The organism is Streptomyces sp. NPDC006733 (genome assembly GCF_040636125.1).
GTDB lineage: Bacteria > Actinomycetota > Actinomycetes > Streptomycetales > Streptomycetaceae > Actinacidiphila.
Genome location: NZ_JBEYJD010000002.1, coordinates 131158 through 152423, shown reverse-complemented (window position 1 = coordinate 152423; position 21266 = coordinate 131158). Strand labels below are relative to the sequence as shown.

18 protein-coding genes and 1 pseudogene are annotated in these 21266 nt (G+C 74.8%); 13 read left to right on the top strand and 6 right to left on the bottom strand.

Annotated features, from left to right (window positions below; all coding sequences use genetic code 11):
* Positions 1 to 3 precede the first annotated feature (3 nt).
* Together ABZ721_RS02890 and ABZ721_RS02885 are read right to left on the bottom strand one after the other, a co-directional pair.
* Positions 4 to 747, bottom strand: a complete 744-nt coding sequence (locus ABZ721_RS02890; protein WP_358786767.1) for a maleylpyruvate isomerase family mycothiol-dependent enzyme — start codon at positions 745 to 747, stop codon at positions 4 to 6.
* A 240-nt stretch (positions 748 to 987) separates the two neighbouring features.
* Positions 988 to 2214, bottom strand: coding sequence for an MFS transporter (locus tag ABZ721_RS02885; RefSeq protein ID WP_358786766.1), 1227 nt, complete (start codon positions 2212 to 2214; stop codon positions 988 to 990).
* Positions 2215 to 2255: 41 nt separating this feature from the next.
* Here ABZ721_RS02885 and ABZ721_RS02880 point away from each other — a divergent pair, with 41 nt between their 5' ends.
* Positions 2256 to 3479 carry an ROK family protein gene (locus ABZ721_RS02880; protein WP_358786765.1) on the top strand — a complete coding sequence of 408 codons (1224 nt, stop codon included), beginning with the start codon at positions 2256 to 2258 and terminating at the stop codon, positions 3477 to 3479.
* Between the two features lie 338 nt (positions 3480 to 3817).
* A complete protein-coding gene (locus tag ABZ721_RS02875) occupies positions 3818 to 5506 on the top strand; it encodes a DUF2142 domain-containing protein (RefSeq protein ID WP_358786764.1) in 1689 nt (562 codons plus the stop codon).
* A 29-nt stretch (positions 5507 to 5535) separates the two neighbouring features.
* On the opposite strand, the gene ABZ721_RS02870 is transcribed toward ABZ721_RS02875, so the two are convergent.
* Positions 5536 to 6435, bottom strand: a complete 900-nt coding sequence (locus tag ABZ721_RS02870) for a DUF2797 domain-containing protein (protein WP_358786763.1) — start codon at positions 6433 to 6435, stop codon at positions 5536 to 5538.
* A gap of 59 nt (positions 6436 to 6494) precedes the next feature.
* Between ABZ721_RS02870 and ABZ721_RS02865 the strand changes: the two genes are divergently transcribed.
* The 4 genes from ABZ721_RS02865 to ABZ721_RS02850 all read left to right on the top strand — a co-directional run bounded on the left by ABZ721_RS02865 (position 6495) and on the right by ABZ721_RS02850 (position 10698).
* Entirely contained in the window at positions 6495 to 6875 is a 381-nt protein-coding gene (locus tag ABZ721_RS02865) for a PPOX class F420-dependent oxidoreductase (protein WP_358786762.1), read from the top strand.
* Between the two features lie 162 nt (positions 6876 to 7037).
* On the top strand, positions 7038 to 7343 hold the full coding sequence (locus ABZ721_RS02860; protein WP_358786761.1) for an SHOCT domain-containing protein: 306 nt from the start codon (positions 7038 to 7040) through the stop codon (positions 7341 to 7343).
* Positions 7340 to 8137, top strand: a complete 798-nt coding sequence (locus ABZ721_RS02855; protein ID WP_358786760.1) for an ABC transporter ATP-binding protein — start codon at positions 7340 to 7342, stop codon at positions 8135 to 8137. The genes ABZ721_RS02860 and ABZ721_RS02855 overlap by 4 nt, the downstream gene beginning before the upstream one ends.
* The gene (locus ABZ721_RS02850; protein WP_358786759.1) at positions 8134 to 10698 is read left to right on the top strand and encodes an FtsX-like permease family protein; all 2565 of its coding nucleotides are present in this window, start codon (positions 8134 to 8136) and stop codon (positions 10696 to 10698) included. The genes ABZ721_RS02855 and ABZ721_RS02850 overlap by 4 nt, the downstream gene beginning before the upstream one ends.
* Positions 10699 to 10784: 86 nt before the next feature.
* On the opposite strand, the gene ABZ721_RS02845 is transcribed toward ABZ721_RS02850, so the two are convergent.
* Complete coding sequence (locus ABZ721_RS02845) at positions 10785 to 11243, bottom strand: ATP-binding protein (protein ID WP_358786758.1); 459 nt, start codon at positions 11241 to 11243, stop codon at positions 10785 to 10787.
* A 404-nt stretch (positions 11244 to 11647) separates the two neighbouring features.
* Between ABZ721_RS02845 and ABZ721_RS02840 the strand changes: the two are divergent.
* Positions 11648 to 12255 (top strand): annotated as a pseudogene (locus tag ABZ721_RS02840) (hypothetical protein).
* A 31-nt stretch (positions 12256 to 12286) separates the two neighbouring features.
* On the opposite strand, the gene ABZ721_RS02835 reads toward ABZ721_RS02840, so the two are convergent.
* Positions 12287 to 13624 carry a PLP-dependent aminotransferase family protein gene (locus ABZ721_RS02835; RefSeq protein ID WP_358786757.1) on the bottom strand — a complete coding sequence of 446 codons (1338 nt, stop codon included), beginning with the start codon at positions 13622 to 13624 and terminating at the stop codon, positions 12287 to 12289.
* 124 nt (positions 13625 to 13748) lie between these two features.
* Between ABZ721_RS02835 and ABZ721_RS02830 the strand changes: the two genes are divergently transcribed.
* From ABZ721_RS02830 to ABZ721_RS02815, 4 genes are all read left to right on the top strand, one after another.
* Positions 13749 to 14579 carry an alpha/beta fold hydrolase gene (locus tag ABZ721_RS02830; protein ID WP_358786756.1) on the top strand — a complete coding sequence of 277 codons (831 nt, stop codon included), beginning with the start codon at positions 13749 to 13751 and terminating at the stop codon, positions 14577 to 14579.
* A 52-nt stretch (positions 14580 to 14631) separates the two neighbouring features.
* Positions 14632 to 15390: a molybdopterin-dependent oxidoreductase gene (locus ABZ721_RS02825; protein ID WP_358786755.1), complete on the top strand. Its 759-nt coding sequence runs from the start codon at positions 14632 to 14634 to the stop codon at positions 15388 to 15390.
* Positions 15374 to 16027 carry a cytochrome b/b6 domain-containing protein gene (locus tag ABZ721_RS02820; protein WP_358786754.1) on the top strand — a complete coding sequence of 218 codons (654 nt, stop codon included), beginning with the start codon at positions 15374 to 15376 and terminating at the stop codon, positions 16025 to 16027. The genes ABZ721_RS02825 and ABZ721_RS02820 overlap by 17 nt, the downstream gene beginning before the upstream one ends.
* 110 nt (positions 16028 to 16137) lie before the next feature.
* A complete protein-coding gene (locus tag ABZ721_RS02815) occupies positions 16138 to 17568 on the top strand; it encodes a hypothetical protein (protein WP_358786753.1) in 1431 nt (476 codons plus the stop codon).
* Positions 17569 to 17759: 191 nt separating this feature from the next.
* Here the strand turns inward: ABZ721_RS02815 and ABZ721_RS02810 are convergent, their stop codons facing one another.
* Positions 17760 to 18815, bottom strand: a complete 1056-nt coding sequence (locus ABZ721_RS02810) for a LacI family DNA-binding transcriptional regulator (RefSeq protein WP_358786752.1) — start codon at positions 18813 to 18815, stop codon at positions 17760 to 17762.
* Between the two features lie 222 nt (positions 18816 to 19037).
* Between ABZ721_RS02810 and ABZ721_RS02805 the strand changes: the two genes are divergently transcribed.
* Together ABZ721_RS02805 and ABZ721_RS02800 are read left to right on the top strand one after the other, a co-directional pair.
* Positions 19038 to 20375: an extracellular solute-binding protein gene (locus ABZ721_RS02805; protein ID WP_358786751.1), complete on the top strand. Its 1338-nt coding sequence runs from the start codon at positions 19038 to 19040 to the stop codon at positions 20373 to 20375.
* 15 nt (positions 20376 to 20390) lie between these two features.
* Positions 20391 to 21266: a sugar ABC transporter permease gene (locus tag ABZ721_RS02800; protein WP_358786750.1), complete on the top strand. Its 876-nt coding sequence runs from the start codon at positions 20391 to 20393 to the stop codon at positions 21264 to 21266.

Below are 21266 nucleotides of genomic sequence, written 5' to 3'. Positions count from 1 at the left end.
GCCTCACACGATCGGGGAGGTCCGCCGCCACAGCTCCATCAGCTCGGCGTCCCCGGAGACGTCGAGCCGCTCGTACGGTCCGCGGTTCCACAGCGCGAGGTAGAGGTCGGCGGCCGGCCCGCTCACCGTGCAGTCGGCCGCGCCCGGCGCCCCGCGCTCGACCCGCGGGGCCTCCTGCGACAGGTGGACCGTCCAGTCGCCCGTGCCGGCGGGGGCGTCGGCCGCGCGGACGTGCAGGGTGCGCGGCAGTTCGGTGCGCACCCTGCTGCGGGGGCGGGTGTGGAAGCCGGCCAGCAGCTCGTCCACGCCGTCGGCGGCGAAGGCCGTGGTCACGGGGGAGGGGGCGGTGCTCAGTGCGGCCTCGGCGTCCACCCGGTGGACGGCCGTCTCGTGCGCTTGGCGCCGCGCCCAGAACTCCAGGGACGAGGGCGCGCCGAAGAAGTGCCAGCACCGCAGGTCGGCGGGGGCGGCGGTGAGCGCGTCCACCAGGCGGGCGTGCGCCTCGCGGTACCAGTCGAGGAGCGTGTCGTCGTCGGGGACCTTGCCCTCGATCGGCGCGGGTTCCATCCGTCCCTCGACGATGAATCCGGTCGCCCAGCGGTGGACGGTGCCGGTGTGCTGTACGAGGTCGCGGACCCGCCACTCCGGGCAGGTCGGGACCGGTGCGTCCAAACCTGCCTGTTCCGCTGCGCCGGCGAGCAGGGTTCCGTCGTGTCGCAGGGTCTCGATGAATTCAACCGTCTCCATGGCGGGATTGTGACATCCCGTCACGCTGAGGGGTACGCCCGTCGCGCACCGTCTTCGCGGCTGCCGGCGCTGCGCCGCTGACCAGTGCCGGAACCGCCGCCGTGGGCACGGATCGTATACCGTCCCCGATCACGTCCCCGATCACGTTCCCGAGCCGGTCCCGGAGCCCGCCCCGGCACGTCCCCGATCGGCCGCCCGGACGCCGCGACGTCATCGGCCGCGACGTCATCGGCCGCGACGTCAGCGGCCGGGGCGGGCATTGCGTACGGCGTAGGCGATGGCCGACGCGGTCGCGGCCAGCAGCGCCACCGTGGTCAGCGCGGTCGGCAGGCCGAAGGCGTCGGCGAGGAAGCCGATGGAGGGCGGGCCGAGGAGCATCCCGCCGTAGCCGAGGGTGGAGGCCGCCGCGACGCCGCTGGGCCCGGCGAGTTCGCCCGCGCGGGCGATGGCGACCGGGAAGAGGTTGGCCAGCCCGAGGCCGGTCACGGCGAAGCCGGCGAGGGCCAGCCAGACGGACGGGGCCAGCGCCCCGAGGAGCATGCCCGCGGCGGCGGTCAGCCCGCCGAGCACCAGCGCCCGGGTCTGGCCGAGGCGCTCCAGCAGCGCCGTGCCGGACAGCCGGCCGAGCGCCATCGCGAGCGCGACGGCCGCGTATCCGGCCGCGGCGATGCCCTGGCCGCCGCCGAGGTCCTCCTGGATGTGCAGCGGACCCCACTCCGCGAGCGCGCCCTCGCCGTAGGCGGTGCAGAGCGCGATCAGGCCGAAGACGGCCACCAGCAGGCCGGTACGCCGCACGGCCGGTGCGGCCGTTCCGCGAGAGGTCTCCGGGTCCCCGTCCAGGTCCCCGCCCGGGTCCCGCCGGGCGTCCGCCGGGGTGGCGATCCGCTGGGTGAGAAGCGTCCGGCCGGCGACGGCGGCGACCAGCAGCCCGACCGGCACGAGCAGCAGCAGATGGGTGGTGGGCGACAGGTGCGGGGCGATGAGGCCGCCCAGGGCGGCACCGAGCAGCCCGCCGAGGCTGTACGCGGCGTGGAACCCGGACATCACCGGCCGCCGCAGCGCCGCCACCAGGTCGACGGCGACGCTGTTGATCGCGACGTTCATCCCGCCGTACGCGGCGCCGAAGACGAGCAGCACCAGGCCGAGGGCCAGGGCCGAATGGGTGAGGGGCGGCAGGGCGATGCTCAGCGACATCAGCACGCCGGTCACGACGGTGATCGTGCGGCTGCCGAAGCGCCGGCAGAGGCCGCCGGTCAGCACCATCGTGGCCACCGCGCCGGCCGAGACGCCGAGCAGGGCCAGGCCCAGCTCGCTTGCGGAGGCGCCCACTTGCGTCTTGATGGCCGGGATGCGGACCACCCAGCCCGCGAAGATGAAGCCGTCGAGGGCGAAGAAGGCGGTGAGGGCGACGCGCAGCCGGGTGAGGGAGGGGTCGATCGGGGAGCGGCGGGCGGCCGTAAAGGCCATCCCTATTTTGTTTAGCGTCGGCACAAAGTCAGAATAGGGGGGTGACCCAGATTCGGACAAGGCTCGAGCGGGGCCGAGGAGCACTCGGCCCGGCCCTCGCACTCGTGCACACCGGCCGTGCACCGACCCGCGCCCTGCTCACCTCGGAACTCGGTGTGACCCGCGCGACCGCGGGCGCGGTCGCCGCGGAACTGGAGGCGCTGGGCCTCATCCGGGTGGATACCCGGCCGAGCGGTGCCTCCGGGGCCCAGGGCAGGCCCTCGCACGGCCTCGACCTCGACCCGGCGGGACCGGTGGTCCTCGCCGCCCAGGTGCACTCCGACGGCTTCCGCGCCGCACTGGTCGGGCTCGGCGGCCGGATCGTCGCCACCGCCCCCGGCTGCATGACCGTGCCCGCCGATCCGGCGCACGTCCTGGGCGCGGTCGTCGAGGCCGGCGCCGAACTGCTGCGGGAGTCCGGGCGCAACTGCCTGGGCGCGGGGCTCGCCGTGCCGTCCGCCGTCGCGGAGCCCGAGGGCACCGCCCTCAACCCGCTGCACGTCGCCTGGCCCGCGGGCTCGCCCGTGCGCGAGGTCTTCGCCGAGCAGATCGCCCGGGCCGGCATCACCGGTCCCGGCGGCGCCCCGGTGCCCTCCTTCCTGGGCAACGACGTCAACGTCGCCGCCCTCGCCGAGCACCGGCACGGCGCCGGGCGCGGGGCCGGCCAGCTGCTGGTCGTCGCCACCGGCCACCGCGGCGTCGGCGGGGCGCTCGTGCTCGGCGGGCGGCTGCACACCGGCAGTTCGGGCCTCGCGCTCGAGGTCGGCCATCTGACGGTCAATCCGGCGGGCCGGCCCTGCCACTGCGGCAGCCGCGGCTGCCTCGACGTCGAGGTCGACCCGCTCGCCTTCCTGGAGGCGGCGGGCCGCCCGCCGGGGCCGGCGGTCTCCCTGCTGGAGCAGGCCCGCGACCTGCTGCGGGACGAGTACGCGGACCCCGGTGTCCGCGCCGCCGCGCACACCCTCATCGACCGCCTCGGCCTCGGCCTCGCCGGCCTCGTCAACGTCCTCAACCCCGACCGCATCCTCCTCGGCGGCCTGCACCGCCACCTCCTGGACGCCGACCCGGAACGGCTGCGCGCTGTCGTCGCCGACCGCAGCCTGTGGGGGCGCAGCGGCAGCGTGCCGCTGCTCGCCTGCGCCCTGGACCACAACAGCCTGGTCGGCGCCGCCGAACTGGCCTGGCAGCCGGTGCTGGACGACCCCCTCGCGGCCCTCGGCGGCTGAGCGGACCCCGGGGCCGTCCCGACGCGCGCTGTCCCGCGAAACGGTGACCCCGCGCTGAACAGTGCGGGACCGGTGGGGGAATTCACGGCGGTGGCGCGGCGGCCGGGACAGCCGCGCGACCGCCTCCCCAGCCCGTCCCGTGCTCGCGGCAGGACCGCTGTGAGCAGGGACGATCCCGCGCGGCAGGGGTACCGCAGGGCCGCCCGCCGGGGCGCCGGCCGGCGGCACCGTGCCGTCAGCTCGCGCGTATATGGTGCGCCTCGAATCGACGGCGCGACCGTCAGCGGGACCGGCCGTCGGCGGCCGCGCCGCCGCGGCGGAAGAAGTGGAGCCATACGGTGGCCGGTTGGCTGCGGGAACGGGTGTCGGCGTGGGCCGCCGCCCGTACGGTCTGGACGCTGGCCTTCGCCACGTTCGTCACGCTCATGACCGCGTGGTCGCTGGCCACCCCGGTCACCGCGCCCCCGGACGAGGCCGCCCACCTGGTCAAGGCCGCCGCCGTCGTCCGCGGCGAGTTCGGCGGCGAGCAGCGGGTCATCGAGGCGCACCACGTCGGGGTCGACGTCGAGGTCGGGTTCACCGCGGTACGGGTGCCCGCCGGCTACCGCGACCTGGACGTCACCGACGGCGTCTACCGGTGCTTCCGCAACGACGACAAGCTCTCCGTCGCCTGCCGCGGCACCGTCGCCGCCTCCGACGACACCGCGACCGTCATCACCAGCGCCGGCACGTACGGCCCCGGCTACTACCTGCTGGTGGGCTGGCCGAGCCTGTTCCTCACCGGTGAGGCCGGGCTGTACGCGATGCGGCTGCTGAGCGCGCTGCTGTGCGCCGCGCTGCTGGCGAGCGCCGTGGTGACGGTCGTGGAGGGCGCGGCCAGGGGGTACAGCGGACGGGTCGCGCTGATCGGCGTGCTGACCGCGGCCACGCCGACGGCGGTCTACCTCGGCGGGGTCGTGAACCCCAACGGGCCGGAGGTCGCGGCGGCCGTGCTCGCCTGGGCCGTCGTCGTCCGGCTGGCGACCGACCAGGACGGCCTGCCGCTGCTGCGCCGGCGGCTGGTGCGGCTCGGCGCCGCCTGCGTGCTGCTCGCGTCGATGCGGGCGCTGGGGCCGCTGTGGATCGCGCTGGTGCTGGCCGGCGGCCTGATCCTGGCGCGCCCCGGACGGCTGCGGCAGCTGGCGCGGCTGCGCCCGGTGTGGGTGTGCCTGGGGGTCGCGGCCGCGGCGGGACTGGCCGCCGTGGCGTGGACCATGACGGCCGACACCCTCGCGCTCCCCACCCAGACCCTGGCGCAGTACACCCCCCTGACCTCCGCCCTCAAGGCGGTCTTCGACCTCCTCCCGAACTACCTCCACCAGATGGTGGCGATCTTCGGTTCGCTGAACGTCGCCGCCCCCGAACTCACCCACGTGCTCTGGTGGGTGCTGACCGGGTTCCTGGTGATGTTCGCGCTGGCGACCGGACGGGCGCGCGAGATCCTCGTCCTGGTGGCGCTGATGGCGGGCACCGCCTTCGGACCGCTGGCGCTGATGGCCCCCAAGGCCGCCCATCTGGGGCTCATCTGGCAGGGCCGCTACCTGCTGGCCCTCGCCGTCGGGGTCCCGGTGCTGGCGGCGGTGGTCACCGGCCGCGAGTGGAGCGCCCTGCCCGAGCGGCTGCGCACCCGCCTGCCCGTACTGCTGATCGGCGGCTGGGCGGTGGCCCAGGGCGGCGCGTTCGTCTGGGCGGCGCTGCGCTACGCGTTCGGCCGCAGGCACCAGTTCTCCGGCGGCGCGCTGCAGTGGCAGCCGCCCGTGGTGGGCTGGAGCGCCGCGCTGCTGCTCCTGCTGCTGTCGGGCTTCCTGCTGGTCCTGCTGGCGATCAGGACGGGGCATCCGATGCCCGGCCCGACCTCGGCCGCAGGTCCCGCATCAGGTGCCGAAACCGGCGCCGAAGCCGGTGCCGAACCGGGTGCCGGGGCGACTGTGACACCGTCGGAGCGCGGCGGACCGGCCGTCAGGGAGCAGGAGCCGAGCCGCGGTTGACGCACCCGGTCCGCCACGTCCCCGCCAGGTCAGAAGAGCGGCTCCGGGACGTCGCGCGGGCGCGGCACCGGAGCCGTGGGCGCCACGTCCCGCGGCCCGGCGGCCGGCGCGGTGAGCGGCCAGCCGGAGACCAGGCGGGAGTCGAGCAGCAGGCAGCCGTCCGGCGTGTCGAGGTACAGATCGCTCCCGGCGGCCGCCCGGACGGTGCCGGTGACCGACGTCCCCGGCGCCAGCGCGGTGACCCGGGCCGCCGGCCGGGGCGGCTCCGGCTCGAGACCGAACAGCGCCGCGTGGTCGACCAGGGCGTAGGGCAGCCGCTCCAGGGTGTCCGGCAGCCCGGTCACCGCCTCGTACAGGGCCCGCAGCTCGGCGGCCCGTTCGGCGGCGGGCGGCAGCGCCCACCGCGCCGCCCGCTTGGCGCCGGCCGACACCCGGTCCGGGATGCCCAGCGCGGCGCCGAGCGAGGCCTCCGTGCGGCGGGCGGCCATCAGCGGACCGCGCCCGAGGAAGCTGAAGCAGACCGCCGCCTGCTCCACCAGCCGTGTGGCGCCGCGCTCCACGCCCGTGATGCCGACCTTGGTCAGACCGGGGCCGAACCAGGCGAGGTAGACGGAGTACGGCCGGGGGTCGTCGGCCAGGGTGTCGGCGGCGACGGAGGAGAGCCGGTCCAGCGCCGCGCAGTCGTCGCACAGGTCCCGGCGGGCCGTGGGGCCCAACTCCGCGGCGTGCGGGCACACGAGGTGCCGGCCGGCCCGCCACACGCCGGTGCAGCGCCGGACCGCGTCCGGGCCCACGGCCAGCGCCAGCGGGGCGCCGACGGGGATCGGGCTGCTCCGCTCGCCGTACCGGGGGTGCGACCACTGCCAGCAGGGCTCCCAGGTGCCCGGGCCGCCCGTCCAGCGCAGTCCGGTGCATCGCCACGTCTCCACCACCCCGATGGTATTCGGCGCGTGGTGGCCGCCCGTCCCGCGGAGTACCCTCCCGTTGCATGGTGCCCGACGAGCTCGCCCGCAGTTCCTACATCAGCCTCACCACGTACCGCCGCAGCGGCGACGCGGTGCCCACCCCGGTATGGGCGGTCCGCGAGGGGGACGAGCTGCTCGTCTGGACCAAGAACGACACCGGCAAGGTCAAGCGGATCCGCAACAGCGGCCGGGTGACGGTCGCCCCGTGCGACGCCCGGGGCCGGATCGCGCCCGGAGCGCCGTCCGCCGAGGGCACCGCGCGGCTGCTGGACGCGTCGCAGCTCGACCGGGTCCGCAAGGCCATGGCGGGCAAGTACGGCCTGCGCTTCCGGGTCCTGGACGTGGGCGGCACGCTGCTGCGGCTCGGCAAGCGGCCGCACGTCGGGATCGCCGTCACCTTCTGACCTGCCATGACGCGGCACCGGAGGTAGCCGCGCCCGGCGTTCGTACTCCCCTGGTGGTACGCGCACTGCCGCTGGCCGTACGACGACCCGGCCGCGCTTTCGGACGAGTCTCGTTGCTGTCGGGATGCACCGCATCCCCCCGGCATCGAGGAGACGACTCCGATGAACGTCCTGGCATGGCACGACGGCGGGCCCGGCCCGTGGATCCTGTTCTTCCCGCTGGTCTGGGCGGTCGTCGTGGTCGGCGCCGTCCTGGTGCTGCGGCGCACCGCAGGGCGCGGCCGGGGCTGCGGCCGCGGGCCCTGGCAGTGGCGGGCCGCCGACGGTGAGCACGCGCCGGTGGCGCTGCTCGGCCGGCGCTTCGCGGCGGGCGAGATCGACGAGGACGAGTACCGCGCCCGGCTCGCCGTCCTGGACGAGCAGCACGGGCCGTTCGGCCCGAAGGGCACCGAGGGCGGTGCGCGATGACCGCCCCGGCCCCCGCCCCCGCCTCGGTCGACACCTCCGCCGCCCGCGTCGTGGACGCCGACAAGGTCTACGGCGCGGGGGACGCCCAGGTCCGCGCGCTGGACGGCGTCACCGTCGGGTTCCCGGCGGGGCGCTTCACCGCGATCATGGGCCCGTCCGGCTCGGGGAAGTCCACCCTGATGCACTGCGCCGCGGGCCTGGACACGCTCAGCTCCGGCTCCGCCTTCATCGGGAGCACGGACCTGAGCACGCTCGGGGACCGCGACCTGACGCTGCTGCGCCGGGAGCGGATCGGCTTCGTCTTCCAGTCGTTCAACCTGGTGGGGACGTTGACGGTCGCCGAGAACATCACCCTGCCGATCGACCTGGCGGGCGGCAGGCCCGACCCCGCGTGGGTGGACGCGCTCATCGACGTCGTCGGCCTCGGCGACCGGCTGCTGCACCGCCCGAGCGAGCTGTCCGGCGGCCAGCAGCAGCGGGTGGCCGTGGCCCGTGCGCTGGCGGGCCGCCCGGACGTGGTCTTCGCCGACGAACCCACCGGCAACCTCGACTCGCGCTCCGGCGCCGAGGTGCTGGACCTGCTGGGCCGCGCGGTCCACGCGATGGGCCGCACGGTCGTCATGGTCACCCACGACCCGGTCGCCGCCTCCCACGCCGACGAGGTCGTCTTCCTCGCCGACGGGCGTCTGGTGGACCGGATGGCGGATCCCACCGCCGAGAAGGTGCTCGACCGGATGAAGGCCTTCGACGGCGCCGCCGCGGTCACCGCCGCGGGACGGGGGGCGGCCTCATGAGCGGCTCGCGCGCCTCACTGCGGATCAGCCTCGCCTCGCTGCGCGCCCACAAGCGCCGCTTCGCCGGCACCTTCCTCGCGGTCTTCCTCGGCGTGGCGTTCCTGGCCGGCACGATGGTCATGGGCGACACCCTCAAGGCGAGCTTCGACACCCTGTTCACCGACGCCAACCGCGGTACGGACGCGGTCGTCCGCAGCTCCGACGCCATCACCGTGCCGGGCGGCCGCCAGGGCACCCGCGAGCCCGTCGACACCGCGCTCGTCGAGCGGATCGAGGCGGTGCCGGGGGTGGCCGCGGCCGAGCCGAACATCAGCGGCGCCGGCCAGCTCGTCGGGTCGAACGGCAAGCCCGTGGGCGGGCAGGGCCCGCCCACCGTGGCGGGCAACTGGATCGAGGACGAGCGGCTCAACCCGTACAAGCTCAGCGAGGGCCGCGGCCCGAGGGCGCCGGGGGAGGTCGTGGTCAACCGCGGCGCGGCCAAGGCCGGCAAGCTGCGGATCGGTGACCGGACGGTGCTGCGCACCCCCGACCCCGTCCAGGTGACGATCGTCGGCGTGGCGGTCTTCGGCGGCGAGGACGGCATGGGGCAGACCACGTTCACCGGCCTCACCCGCGCCGACGCGGAGCGCCACCTCACCCCGAAGCCGGGCCGGGCGTCGACCATCCAGGTGCGGGCGGGGCCGGGCGTCGACCAGCGGGAGCTCGTGCGCCGGCTGGCGCCCGTGCTGCCGGCGAACGTCGAGGCGATCACCGGGCAGCAGGCCACGGACGAGAGCCTCACCATGATCTCCGGCACCTTCCTGAAGATCTTCACCTCGCTGCTGATGGTCTTCGCGGGCATCGCCCTGCTGGTGGCGACGTTCAGCATCCACAACACGTTCGCGATCGTGGTGGCCCAGCGGACCCGGGAGAACGCGCTGCTGCGGGCGCTGGGCGCGTCGCGCCGCCAGGTGCTCGGCTCCACGCTCGTGGAGTCCGCGGTCGTCGCGGTGGCCGCCTCGGCCGCCGGGCTGCTCGGCGGCGTCGGCGTCGCGGCCGGGCTGCGGGCGCTCTTCCCGGCGGTGGGCTTCCCGTTCCCTGCCGGGGACCTGGTGATCGGCGCGACCGCCCTGGTCCTGCCGTTCCTGGTGGGCCTCGTGGTGTGCACCGGCTCGGCGCTGCTGCCCGCCGTACGGGCCGGGCGCACCGCGCCGCTGGCCGCGCTGCGGGAGACCGCCGTGGACTCCTCGGGTGCCTCCCGGACCCGGGCCGTGCTGGGCGCGGCCGCCCTGGCGGCGGGCGTCGCCCTGACCGTGGCGGGTGCGGCGGGCACGCCCGACGTCCGGCTCGCCGGCGGCGGCTCGGTGCTCACGCTGGCCGCGTTCGTGGTCCTCGGCCCGGTCGCGTCCTCGTACGCGGTACGGCTGCTGGGCGCGCCGCTGGCCCGGCTGCGCGGGGTGACCGGCGCGCTGGCCCGGCGCAACGCGCTGCGCAGCCCGAAGCGGACGGCGGCCACCGCGACCGCGCTGATGATCGGGGTCGCGGTCGTCTCCCTGTTCACGGTCTTCGGCGCCTCGCTCAAGGCGACCATGGACCAGACGGTGTCCCGCGCCTTCGCCGGCGACGTCGCCATCAGCGCCCCGGTGTTCGGGGCGGGCGGCAGCGGGCTCAGCCCGAAGCTGGCCCCCGCCGTCGCGGAGCTGCCCCAGGTGCGCACCGCGGTCGGCCTCGGCCGGGGCGTCGCGAAGGTCGACGGCGGCGGCCGCGCGCTGACCGTCACGGACCCGGCGGCACTCGCCTCCGTCCTCGACCTCGGTACGGTCGACGGCTCGCTCGCCGGTCTCGGCACCGACGGGATCGCGGTCGCCCGGGACGAGGCGGACCGGCACGGCTGGACGGTGGGCGGCAGGGCGTCGCTGGTCTTCACCGACGGCGAGCGCCGGCCCTTCACCGTCGCGGCGGTCTACGAGCGGGGGGATCTGGCGGGCGACTACGTCATCACCCGCGAGGCGTGGGCCCCGCACCGCACGCAGGACTCCGACACCCTCGTCGCGGTCGCGTTCAGGGACGGGGTGGCGGCGGACGACGGCAGGCGGGCCGTCGAGAAGGTGGCCGCGGCGTACGGCGGGCCCACGGTGCAGACCCGCGCCCAGTACGCCGCGTCCTCCGCGTCGACCATCGACATGATGCTGACGCTGGTCTACGCGCTGCTGGCGCTCGCGGTGGTCATCGCGCTGCTGGGCATCGCCAACACCCTCACCCTCGCGGTCCACGAGCGCACCCGGGAGCTGGGGCTGCTGCGCGCGGTCGGCCAGACCCGGTCGCAGCTGCGGGCGATGGTGCGCTGGGAGTCGGTGCTGGTCGCCGCGTTCGGCACGGTGGGCGGCCTCGGTCTCGGCGCGTTCCTCGGCTGGGCGCTGGTGCGGGCCACCGACGGATCGGGCACGAGCGCCTTCGCGGTGCCGCCGGCGCAGCTCACGGTGGTGCTGCTGGTCGGCCTGTTCGCGGGGGTCATGGCGGGGTGGCGCCCGGCCCGCCGGGCGGCCCGGCTGGACGTGCTGCGGGCCGTCGCCACCGAATGAGGGCAGCCGGCCCGCTGCCCGTCCGGGCAGGCCACGGCCACCGTGCCCCGCACGGGGGGGGCACGGCGGCCGTGGTCGTCGGCAGGTCAGGCCGCGGCGACGAAGGGGATCCGCCGGACCGCGGAACGACTGCGCGGAGCCGGTGCGGGTACCTCGACGTGCAGGCTGAACCAGACTCTTTTGCCGCCGCCCGTCACCGGTTCGGCGCCCCAGCTGTCGCTGAGGGCCGCCACCAGGGCCAGCCCTCGGCCACAGGTGGCCAGCGGCTCCAGGCTCCGCACCTCGGGCAGCTGGGGGTCGCTGTCGAGGACGGACACCGTCAGCCTGCCCGAGACAACGGTCAGCTGGACCGAGCAGTGCTTGTCGGCCACCGCGTGCCGGTGGACGTTCGCCAACAGTTCTGTGATGCCCAGCAGGGCAGTGTCGAGCAGCGGGTCGAGATGCCAGTAGCGCAACTGAGCTGCGACGATCCTGCGGATCTGCTGGATACGGGACGGCAGTGCTTCGAGTTCCAGCGTGCACTGTCGATCGGCTTGCATGATCACGGCTGCGACTCCCTCCGCGGCGAGGGCCGGCCGCCGTGTGGAAGCCGTGTCCTGGACCGCTCGGAATGAGAACACCTGAGCGAAAATGCGTAGAGTGACTGCTGCAGTACTCCGTGATGTGACTTCAGGTTCACCCCGCGTGGCGGGATCCGCAACCCGCGTGGTGCCGTGCGCCGTCCGCGGGGTCGCCGAAACCGCTGTCCGCCGGCCGGAAATCCGGCTCCGAAGGCCTCGTACGGCGGTCAGTCTGCCCCGTTCCCGGACGGTGCGACAGGGCGCATTTAAGCGAGTTCGCGAGCAATGGGACGTGGGTGCCCGGTGCGCGACAAGGGGCGGAATGGATCGTTATGATCCGAAACGGCCCGGCCTCCCGTCGGGGACCGGCACGAGCGGAGGCGGGCGCGGTGGGCACGATCGGGCGGACGGGGAGCGGCGGCTGTACGCGCACCGGGGACGTGGACCGGACGGACCACGGGTACCGGGAGTGGCTGAAGGAGGCGGTGCGCAAGGTCCAGGCGGACTCCAACCGTTCGGCCGACACCCATCTGCTGCGCTTCCCGCTGCCGCTGGAGTGGGGCATCGACCTGTACCTGAAGGACGAGTCGACGCACCCGACCGGCTCGCTCAAGCACCGGCTGGCCCGTTCGCTGTTCCTGTACGGGCTCTGCAATGGCTGGATCCGGCCGGGCAAACCGGTGATCGCGGCGCCATCGACCGGATGATGAAGGTGCCGGACGCCGCCTCCGTCGCGGCGGTGCGGGCGCTCGACGGCGCCATCGGCCGCAAGGCGGGCGGCTCGACCGGGACCGGCCTGTGGAGCGCCTTCAAGATCATCGCGGAGATGGTCGCGGCCGGGGAGACCGGCAGCGTCGTCACCCTGATCTGCGACCCGGGCGACCGCTACCTCGACAAGTACTACTCCGACGACTGGGTCGCCGGGCAGCACCTGGACATCGCGCCGTACACCTCCGCCATCGCGCACTTCCTCGCCACCGGCGGCCGGCCGGGCTGAACACGCCGTCCGCCGGGGGCGTTCGGGCCGCTCAGCCGACCGCCGCGTCGTCCGGGGAGACGGCGGCGACGGCCGCCAGGGCGGCGAGGGCCGCCGCGAGGGTGTCGGGCGGCGGTGAGGCGAGCGCGACCCGCACCGCGTTCGGGGCGCTGTGCGCCCCCACGGCGAAGGCCGCGCCCGGGGTGACGGCGATGCCGCGCCGGGCCGCCGCCGCGACGAACGTCTCCGCCCGCCAGGGCTCGGGCAGCTCCCACCAGACGAAGTAGCAGGACGGCGCGGTGCGCACCGGGAAGCCCGCGAGCTGCCGGGCCGCGATCGACTGGCGCAGCGCCACGTCCTCGCGCTTGGCGCGCCCGACGGCCGCCACCGTGCCGTCCGTCATCCAGCCGGTCGCCGCGTCCAGCGCGAAGCCCGCCGCCGTCCAGGCGCCGGAGCGCAGCGCGGTCGCGACCCGCTCGGTGAGGGCCGCGGGCGTCACGGCGAAGCCGGTGGTCAGACCCGGGGCGAGCCGTTTGGACAGGCTGTCGACGAGCACGGTGTGCTCCGGCGCCCAGGCGGCCAGCGGCGGCGGCCCCTCGCGCAGGAAGGCCCAGATCGTGTCCTCCACCGCGTGCACGCCGGTACGGTGCAGCACGTCGGCGAGTTCGGCCCGGCGGCGCCGCGGCATCGTCGTCGCCAGCGGATTGTGCAGCGTCGGCTGGAGGTAGACGGCGGCCAGCGGGGCGCTGCGGTGGGCGGCCAGCAGGGCGTCGGGCAGCAGCCCGTCCGCGTCCTGGGCCAGCGGCACCAGGGTGACGCCGAGCCGGGCGGCGACGGCCTTCACCACCGGATAGGTGAGGGCCTCCACGCCGAGCCGGCCCCCGGTGGGCACCAGCGCGGCCACGGCGGCGGCGATCGCCTGCCGGCCGTTGCCGGCGAAGAGCACCCGCGCCGGGTCCGGGGACCAGCCGTCCCGGGCGAGCAGGGCGGCGGCCGCCTCGCGGGCCGGGGGAGTGCCGGCCGGGCCGACCGGCCGCAGCGCGTCCCCCAGCACGTCGGTCCGCAGCAGCCGCCCCAGCCCCTCGCCCAGCAGGGCGGTCTGCCCCGCCACCACCGGGTAGTTCAGCTCCAGGTCGACCGGCGCGGCGGCCGGCTCGGCGAGCGCGGGCCCCGGCGTCCTGGGGGCGGCCCGGACGAACGTGCCGCGCCCGACCTCGCCGACGACCAGGCCGCGCCGGGCCAGTTCGCGGTAGACGCGGTTCGCCGTCGAGTCGGCGATGCCGCGCTCGCGGGCGAACGCGCGCTGCGTGGCGAGCCGGTCGCCCGGCCGCAGCCGGCCGGCCGCGATCTCCGCCGCGACCGCGTCGGCGACCGCCCGGTAGTCCTCCATGAGCCCCTCCACTTCGCACAGGATTGCACCGAGAACAATACAGACATTGCACTCACTCCGCTCCCGCCCTAGCATCGGGAACCGGAACAGCCGGACGTACGAGAGAACACGGGTGGTCAGCGCGATGACGGCGAGAGCAGCGGCAACGGCGGCGACGGCGGAGATCGGCGGCATCACCGTCGGCTACGACGACGCGGGCACGGGCGACCCGCTCGTCCTGGTCCACGGCCACCCCTTCGACCGCTCGATGTGGGCACCCCAGCTCGGTGCATTCGCGGCCCGCGGCGTCCGCGTCGTCGCCCCCGATCTGCGCGGCTACGGCGCGAGCAGCGTCGTCCCCGGCACGACCCCGCTGGAGACCTTCGCCCGCGACATCGCGGCGCTCTGCGACCACCTCGCCCTGGACCGGATCGTCATCGGCGGGCTGTCGATGGGCGGCCAGATCGTCATGGAGTTCTGCCGGCTCTTCCCCGACCGGGTCCGCGGCGTGCTGCTCGCCGACACCTTCCCGGCGGCCGAGACCGAGGACGGCAAGCGGGTGCGGCGCGACATGGCGGACCGGCTGGTGCGCGAGGGGCTGCGGGGGTACACCGACGAGGTGCTGTCCAAGATGGTCGCGCCGCACAACATCGCGGCGCTGCCCGCCGTCGCCGACCACGTGCGCCGCATGATGTACGGCGCTCCGCCGCAGGGCGCCGCCGCCGCGCTGCGCGGGCGCGCCCTGCGGCCCGACTACCGGGAGCTGCTGGGCCGGATCGCCGTGCCCGCCCTCGTCGTCGTCGGCCGGGACGACGAGTACACCCCGGTCGCCGACGCCGAGGACATGCACCGCCGGATCCCCGGATCCGAGCTGGTCGTCGTCGAGGGCGCCGCCCACCTGCCGAACCTCGAACGCCCCGAGGCCTTCAACGCGGCACTGGGCCGCTTCCTGGACCGAGTTATGACGAAAGCCTGACGTCAGGGCGCCGCCCCTGGCCCTCGGCGGTCGTACGTGCTCGAATCGACCCATGGACGAACCCCGCGTGGACGGCACCCCCGACGACCCGGGGGAACAGGACGAGCGGCGCGGTGCGCCGGTCGGGCGGCGCGTCGTGCTGGGCATGCTGGGCCTGGGCGCCGCGGGGGTCGCGCTCGGCAGCCATGTGCAGGACCGCCTCGACGCGGTGCTCGCCGAGGTGAGCGCCAAGGACCCCACCGGAGTGACCGGGCTGCTGCCCGGCGGCGGGGGGTTCCGCTACTACTCGGTGACCTCCTCGGTGCCCAAGCGCAACGCCGAGAACTACCGGCTCACCGTCGGCGGGCTGGTCGACCGGCCCGCCACGTACCGGCTCGCCGACCTGCGGGCGATGCCGCAGCAGCGGCTGGTGCACGACGTGCAGTGCGTGACCGGGTGGCGGGTGCCGAAGACCGCCTTCGCCGGGGTGCGGCTCTCCGCGCTGCTGGCCGCGTCGGGGGTGCGGCCGGAGGCGACCGCCATCCGCTTCGACTGCTTCGACGGCGCCTACACCGAGAGCCTGACGCTGCAGCAGGCCCGCCGCGACGACGTCATGGTGGCGCTGTCGATGCAGGACAAGCCGGTCACCCACGCCCACGGCGGCCCGGTCCGGCTCTACGCGGCGCCGATGTACTTCTACAAGTCGGCGAAGTGGCTGTCGGGGATCACCGTCACCAGGAGCGTCGAACCCGGCTACTGGGAGAAGCTCGGCTACGACGTCGACGCCTGGGTCGGCACGTCGAACGGACGGTCCGATGACCCCACGTCCTGACGGCGTGACCACCCCGGCGCCCGTGCGGCGGCCGGAACGCCGGGTGCGCCGCTTCAGCCGCGCGGAGCGCTGGGTGCACCGCGCCACCGCCTGGCTGATGGCCGTCTGCGTGTTCACCGCCGCCTGCCTCTACCTGCCGCCGCTGTCCGAACTCGTCGGCAGGCGGCGGCTGGTGGTGACCGTCCACGAGTGGTCGGGACTGCTGCTGCCGCTGCCGCTGCTGGCGGGCGTGTTCTTCCGCGCGCTCCGGGCCGACCTGGGCCGGCTCAACCGCTTCGGGCGGCACGACTGGCACTGGCTGCGCACCGTACTGCGCAGGCGCAGCAAGGCCGGAGTGCCCGCGGGCAAGTTCAACGCCGGCCAGAAGCTCTACGCGTCCTTCACCGCGGGAGCGGTGCTGGTGATGATCGGCACCGGGCTGCTGATGTGGTTCACCCACCTCGCCCCGGTGGTCTGGCGGACCGGCGCCACCTTCGTCCACGACTGGCTGGCGCTGCTGCTCGCCGCCGGCATCGCCGGACACGTCTGGATGGCCGCCAAGGACCCCGAGGCACGGCTCGGGATGCGGACCGGGAGCGTGGCGCCGTGGTGGGCGCGGCGCGAGCACTCGCTGTGGAAGCCGGACGGCAGGGACTGAGCGGGCCGCGCGGCGGACGGCCGCCCTCCGTTCGATTCCGTTACGGGCAGGCCATCCGGAGTCCGCCGGCAGGACACCGTCCCTTTCCGGCCCGCGCCTAGCGTCGTGACATGACGACCTCTCAGGCGCCGCCGGTGCGGCGGGTGCCCGTGACCGAGGTACCCCGGGCCGTGCCGGCCGCCGGGCCGGCCCTGCCGCCCGGCGAGCCGCCGCGGATGCGGCGCTCGCCCGCACCGCGCCCGCGGCTGCCGATGGACGGCCCCTTACGGCTCGTCGTGTCGGCGGCGCTGGCCCTGATCGCGCTCGCCGCCCTGTGCGCGGCCGCCGTCCTCGGCGCCGTCGACGTCCGGGGCGAGGTCGCCGAGCTGGACACGGCCGTCTCCCAACGGGCCGCCGTCGCTGCCGAACTGCGGTTCGCGCTCGCCGACCTCGACGCCCAGCGGGCCAACTCCCTGGTCCCCGGCCACTCGGCGCTCCACCCGGACGTGGAGGTCGGCAACCGGCTGCTCGCGCTGATCACCGCGCAGCAGCGCCGCGCCGAGGTGAGCGATCTGCTGCGGCGGCTCGGCGCCGACCCGCGGCAGGGCGACCGGGTCCGCTCCCTGCTCGACGCGCTCGGCCGCTACGACGACGCCGGCGCGCGCTCGTCCTACGTGGACGAGACCCACTCCGACCGCCCGGCGGGCGTCCCGCCGCACGCGGCCGTCGCCCTGTCCTCCGAGGCCGCCGACGTGCTGCGCAACGAGCTGCTGCCCGTCGCGACGGCCCTGTCGCAGACCTACGCCCAGCAGGCGGCCGACCGCGAGTCGGCCGCGCGGCGGAGCGCGTCCTGGTCGGCGGCGCTCGTCGGGGTCTTCGGTGTCCTCGCCCTCGGGCTGCTGCTGTGGTGGCAGCGCGACCTCGCCCGCCGCTACCAGCGGGTGTTCAACCCGGCGCTGGTCGCCGCCACGGTCGCCGCGCTGGTGGTCACCGTGTCCGGCACGCTCTCCTTCACCGCGGCGGCCTCCGAGGTCGGGGCCGCGGGCCGGGAGGGGCTGCGCCCCTGGTCCCAGCTGGCCGAGGCCCGCGCGGTGGCCGCCGACGCCGCGGCCACCCAGAGCCGCTGGCTGGTCCACGACGCCGCCTCGGCGGGCTTCCAGCGCGAGCGTTTCGACGCCCTCACCCGCAGGCTCGACGTCCTCCTCGCCCCCGGGACCTCCACCACGGCCGCGGAGCGCCCCGCCTACCAGGACGTGTCCACCCGCTACGGCCACTTCCGCGCCGACGACGCCAAGCTGCGCTCCCTGCGCGCCGCCGGCCGGCTCGACGAGGCGGTCACGGTGCTCACCGAGGTCGGCCGCGGCCAGGTCGCCTTCGACTTCTGGGACTTCGCCACCACCCTGGACGCGCTCGCCGACCGGCAGCACGCCGCCTTCGACCGGCACACCGACCGCGCCCGCTCGGCCCTCGCCGGCTGGCCGGCCGTCCCCGGCGCCGCGCTGGCCGCCGCGGCCGTCCTGGTCCTGCTGGGCGTCCGCCCCCGCCTGGCCGAGTACCGCTGAGCGGCTGCCGCCGGCCGGTGCCGACCCGCGACGGCGTCCGCCGGGCGGGGCGCAGGGCGTGCGTCCGGCCCGGCCGCGGGTGGTTCGCGCGCCCGGGTACGTGCCCACCGGGGCCCCTTCGCTCGGCAGCGCGGTGGGGATGCCGGGCCCGCGGCCCCAAGAGGAAGCGGCCCCGCGGCAGGCGCCTCGCGCTACCCCGCGGGAGGCGGTCCGGTGCTCGCGCGGGCCACCAGGCGCGGCAGGTCGTCCTGGATCTCCTGGGCGGGGTTGCCGTCGAGGAGGCTGAGCAGCTGCTCGGCCGCGTGCCGGCCGAAGCTGCCGGTGTCGCGGACCAGCGCGGTCAGCGCGGGGTGCGCGCTGCGGCAGAGCACGGAGTCGTCCCAGGCCACGACGGACAGGTCGGCGGGGACCGCGAGCCCGCGCTCGTTGGCGACGGCCAGCCCCGCCATCGCCAGCACGTCGTTGTCGTAGACGATCGCGGTCGGCGGCCGGGGCTGGGCCAGGGCGCGGCGGGTGGCCTCGGCGCCCTCGGTGTCCGAGTAGTCGGTGCTGATGGAGTGCACGTCGGGCAGCCCGCGGCGGGCCGCCTCCGCGCGCAGCGAGCGGATCCGGCGCTGGGTGTGGGCGAGGTGCGGCAGCCCGGCGATGTGCAGGATCCTGCGGTGCCCGAGCCCGTACAGGTGGTCCACGATCGAGGCCATCGCCCCCGCGTCGTCGGCCCACACGGTGGACAGGCCCGAGTGCGCGGGCGCGCCCGGGGCGAGCGCGCCGATCACGACGGCGGGCAGGCCGAGTTCGTCGAGCAGCGCGGGACGGGGGTCGTCGAGCCGGGGGTCGACGACGAGCAGCCCGTCGACCCGGCGCTCGGCCCACCAGCGGCGGTAGATCGCGCACTCCTCGCCGAGGTCCTCCACGACCTGGAAGAGCAGCCCGAGGTGGCGCCGCGCCAGCACCACCTGGATGCCCGAGACGAGTTGCAGGAAGAACGACTCGACGCCCAGCGTGTGCGCGGGCCGGGCCAGCACCAGGCCGACGGTGGCGGCGCCCTCGCCGGACAGCGCGCGGGCCGCGGTGCTGGGCCGCCAGCCCAGCTGCTCCGCGACCCGGCGGACCCGGTCGCGGGTCGCGGGGGAGACGCCGGGCCGGTCGTTGAGCGCGAAGGAGACGGCGCTCTCGGAGACGCCCGCGCGCCGCGCGATGTCCTTCATCGTCGGGCGGCGGGCCGGAGTGCGGCGCACGGGATCCATGGCTGGATTATGTCCTACTCCCGCATCGAGCGTGAGCGCGGCTACTAATGCGCTTGAGCTACATCGTACTAATGCGCATTAGTTTCCCGAGTAGAACTGCTCTCACCTGCACATATGCCGGACAGTTGGAATTCATCACCGGTTAACCGTTGACGATGCTCACCACACGGGTGCAGCCTTACCCCGCCCCCCTGCTGGCCCGAGCGAAGGAGCTTGTCAGCCATGTCCGAATCCCGTGGAAGAACCCGTGGAGAGCGCGGCACCCGCCGCGGCGCCACCCGCACGACTGCCGTCGTCCTGCCCCTGCTGCTGTCCGCGCTGACGCTGACCGCCTGCGGTTCCGGCGCGGACGACGCCGGCGGCAGCGCCGACGGGAAGATCGAGGGCGACATCAGCTTCCAGACCTGGAACCTGCGGGCGAACTACAAGGACTACTTCGAGGGCCTGACGGCGCAGTTCGAGAAGGAGAACCCCGGGGTCCACGTGAAGTGGCTCGACCAGCCCGCCGAGAACTACGCCGACAAGCTCAGCGCCGACGCGGCCGGCGGCACGCTCCCCGACGTCGTCAACGTCTCGCCCGACCTGTCGTACCCGCTGGCCAAGGCGGGGATGCTGATGAGCCTGGACAAGGAGCCGGCGGCCGCCAAGTTCAAGGCCGACTACACGCCCGAGGCGTGGAAGGGCAACGAACTGCCCGGCCTGGAGGGCTCGTACGCCTTCCCCTGGTACCTCAACACCGGCCCGCTGTTCTACAACAAGACGCTGTTCCAGCAGGCCGGCCTCGACCCGGCCAAGCCGCCGAAGACCTACGACGAGCTCTTCACCGCCGCCAACACCATCGCGGTGAAGTCCGGCGGGAAGACCGCCACCCTCGCGGGCACCCCCTCCATCGAGGACTTCGGCCGCTACGGCGTCCCGCTGATGAACGCGGACGCGACCGAGTTCACCTACAACGACGCCAAGGGCACCGAGCTGCTCACCAGGTACCTGGAGCTGTTCAAGAACGGCGGACTGGACTCCCAGGCGCTGACCAGCGGCCCCGACGCCGTCGGCCAGAAGTTCCTGCAGCAGAAGGTCGCGATGAACCCGGGCAGCGCGCACGACCTGGGCACCTTCAAGCAGAACGCGCCCGAGCTGTACAAGAACCTCGGCATCACCGACGCGCCCAACAACACCGGCCACCCGAACATGTACGTGATGGGCATGGGGGTGAACAGCCACAGCAAGCACAAGGCCGCGGCCATCGCCTTCGCGCACTTCATCACCGACAAGCAGAACCAGGAGTCGTTCGCGCACAAGGTCGCGATCTTCCCGAGCACCGCGGGCTCGCTCGACCAGCCCTACTGGACCCAGGACGACGGCACCGACGAGGGCCGGGTCCGGGTCGCCTCCGCGCGGCTGCTCAAGGGCGCGGTCAACTACACGCCGGTCGTGATGACCGACGAGATGAAGACCATCCTCAAGAACGAGGTGGCCAAGGCGCTGCAGGGCAAGAAGTCGCCGCAGCAGGCGCTGGACGACGCCGTCGCCCAGAGCGACAAGCTGCTCAAGCAGAGCTGAGCGGGCGGACCCGACATGAGTGCAAGGACCCACCGGGCCGCCAGCCCCTGGCTGTTCCTGCTGCCCGGCCTGGTGATCATCGCCGCGTTCAGCCTCTACCCGTTCCTCTCCACCGTCGGCACGGCGTTCACCGACGCCCGCACCCTGACCCCCGGCCACTGGGTGGGGCTGCGGAACTTCCAGGACATGCTGGACGACGAGCAGTTCTGGACCGGGCTGCGCAACAGCACGCTGTACGTGCTGCTCGTGGTGCCGTGCACCGTGCTGCTGCCGCTCCTGCTGGCGCTGCTCGTGCAGAAGCAGGTCCCCGGCATCGCGTTCTTCCGCTCCTCCTTCTACACCCCGGTCGTCGCGTCGGTCGTCGTGGTCGCGCTGATCTGGGTGTGGATGCTGGACGACCGCGGGCTGGTCAACGGGATCCTCGGGTACTTCGGCACCGGCCCGGTGGCGTTCCTCAGCGACCAGTGGCTGCTGCTGTTCAGCGCGATGGCGCTGACGGTGTGGAAGGGCCTGGGCTACTACATGATCATTTACCTGGCGGCGCTGGCCAACGTGCCGCGCGAACTGCACGAGGCGGCCGCCGTGGACGGTGCCGGGGCGTTCCGGCGCTTCGTCAGCATCACCGTCCCGGCGGTGCGCTCCACCATGGTGCTGGTCGCCGCGCTGTCGTCGGTGGCGGCCTTCAAGGTCTTCACCGAGGTCTACCTGATGGCCGGCCCCACCGGCGGCCCGGCCGGCGAGGACACCACCCTCGTCATGCTCGTCCAGCGGGTCGGCACCGGGCTGTCGGGGCGCACCGGCTACGCCTCCGCGCTCTCCGTGGTGATCTTCGTGGTCACCCTGGTCCTGATGCTGCTGGTGCTGCGCGCCGACCGCAAGGACGGTGAGTGA

Excerpts from the sequence above, each read along its gene's own strand:
- ABZ721_RS02815 (WP_358786753.1), top strand. The coding sequence starts at position 16,138 with ATGACGACCTCTCAGGCGCCGCCGGTGCGGCGGGTGCCCGTGACCGAG.
- ABZ721_RS02835 (WP_358786757.1), bottom strand. The coding sequence starts at position 13,624 with ATGGAGGACTACCGGGCGGTCGCCGACGCGGTCGCGGCGGAGATCGCG.
- ABZ721_RS02885 (WP_358786766.1), bottom strand. The coding sequence starts at position 2,214 with ATGGCCTTTACGGCCGCCCGCCGCTCCCCGATCGACCCCTCCCTCACC.
- ABZ721_RS02820 (WP_358786754.1), top strand. The coding sequence starts at position 15,374 with ATGACCCCACGTCCTGACGGCGTGACCACCCCGGCGCCCGTGCGGCGG.
- ABZ721_RS02810 (WP_358786752.1), bottom strand. The coding sequence starts at position 18,815 with ATGGATCCCGTGCGCCGCACTCCGGCCCGCCGCCCGACGATGAAGGAC.
- ABZ721_RS02805 (WP_358786751.1), top strand. The coding sequence starts at position 19,038 with ATGTCCGAATCCCGTGGAAGAACCCGTGGAGAGCGCGGCACCCGCCGC.
- ABZ721_RS02800 (WP_358786750.1), top strand. The coding sequence starts at position 20,391 with ATGAGTGCAAGGACCCACCGGGCCGCCAGCCCCTGGCTGTTCCTGCTG.
- ABZ721_RS02865 (WP_358786762.1), top strand. The coding sequence starts at position 6,495 with ATGGTGCCCGACGAGCTCGCCCGCAGTTCCTACATCAGCCTCACCACG.
- ABZ721_RS02825 (WP_358786755.1), top strand. The coding sequence starts at position 14,632 with ATGGACGAACCCCGCGTGGACGGCACCCCCGACGACCCGGGGGAACAG.
- ABZ721_RS02860 (WP_358786761.1), top strand. The coding sequence starts at position 7,038 with ATGAACGTCCTGGCATGGCACGACGGCGGGCCCGGCCCGTGGATCCTG.
- ABZ721_RS02855 (WP_358786760.1), top strand. The coding sequence starts at position 7,340 with ATGACCGCCCCGGCCCCCGCCCCCGCCTCGGTCGACACCTCCGCCGCC.
- ABZ721_RS02830 (WP_358786756.1), top strand. The coding sequence starts at position 13,749 with ATGACGGCGAGAGCAGCGGCAACGGCGGCGACGGCGGAGATCGGCGGC.
- ABZ721_RS02890 (WP_358786767.1), bottom strand. The coding sequence starts at position 747 with ATGGAGACGGTTGAATTCATCGAGACCCTGCGACACGACGGAACCCTG.
- ABZ721_RS02850 (WP_358786759.1), top strand. The coding sequence starts at position 8,134 with ATGAGCGGCTCGCGCGCCTCACTGCGGATCAGCCTCGCCTCGCTGCGC.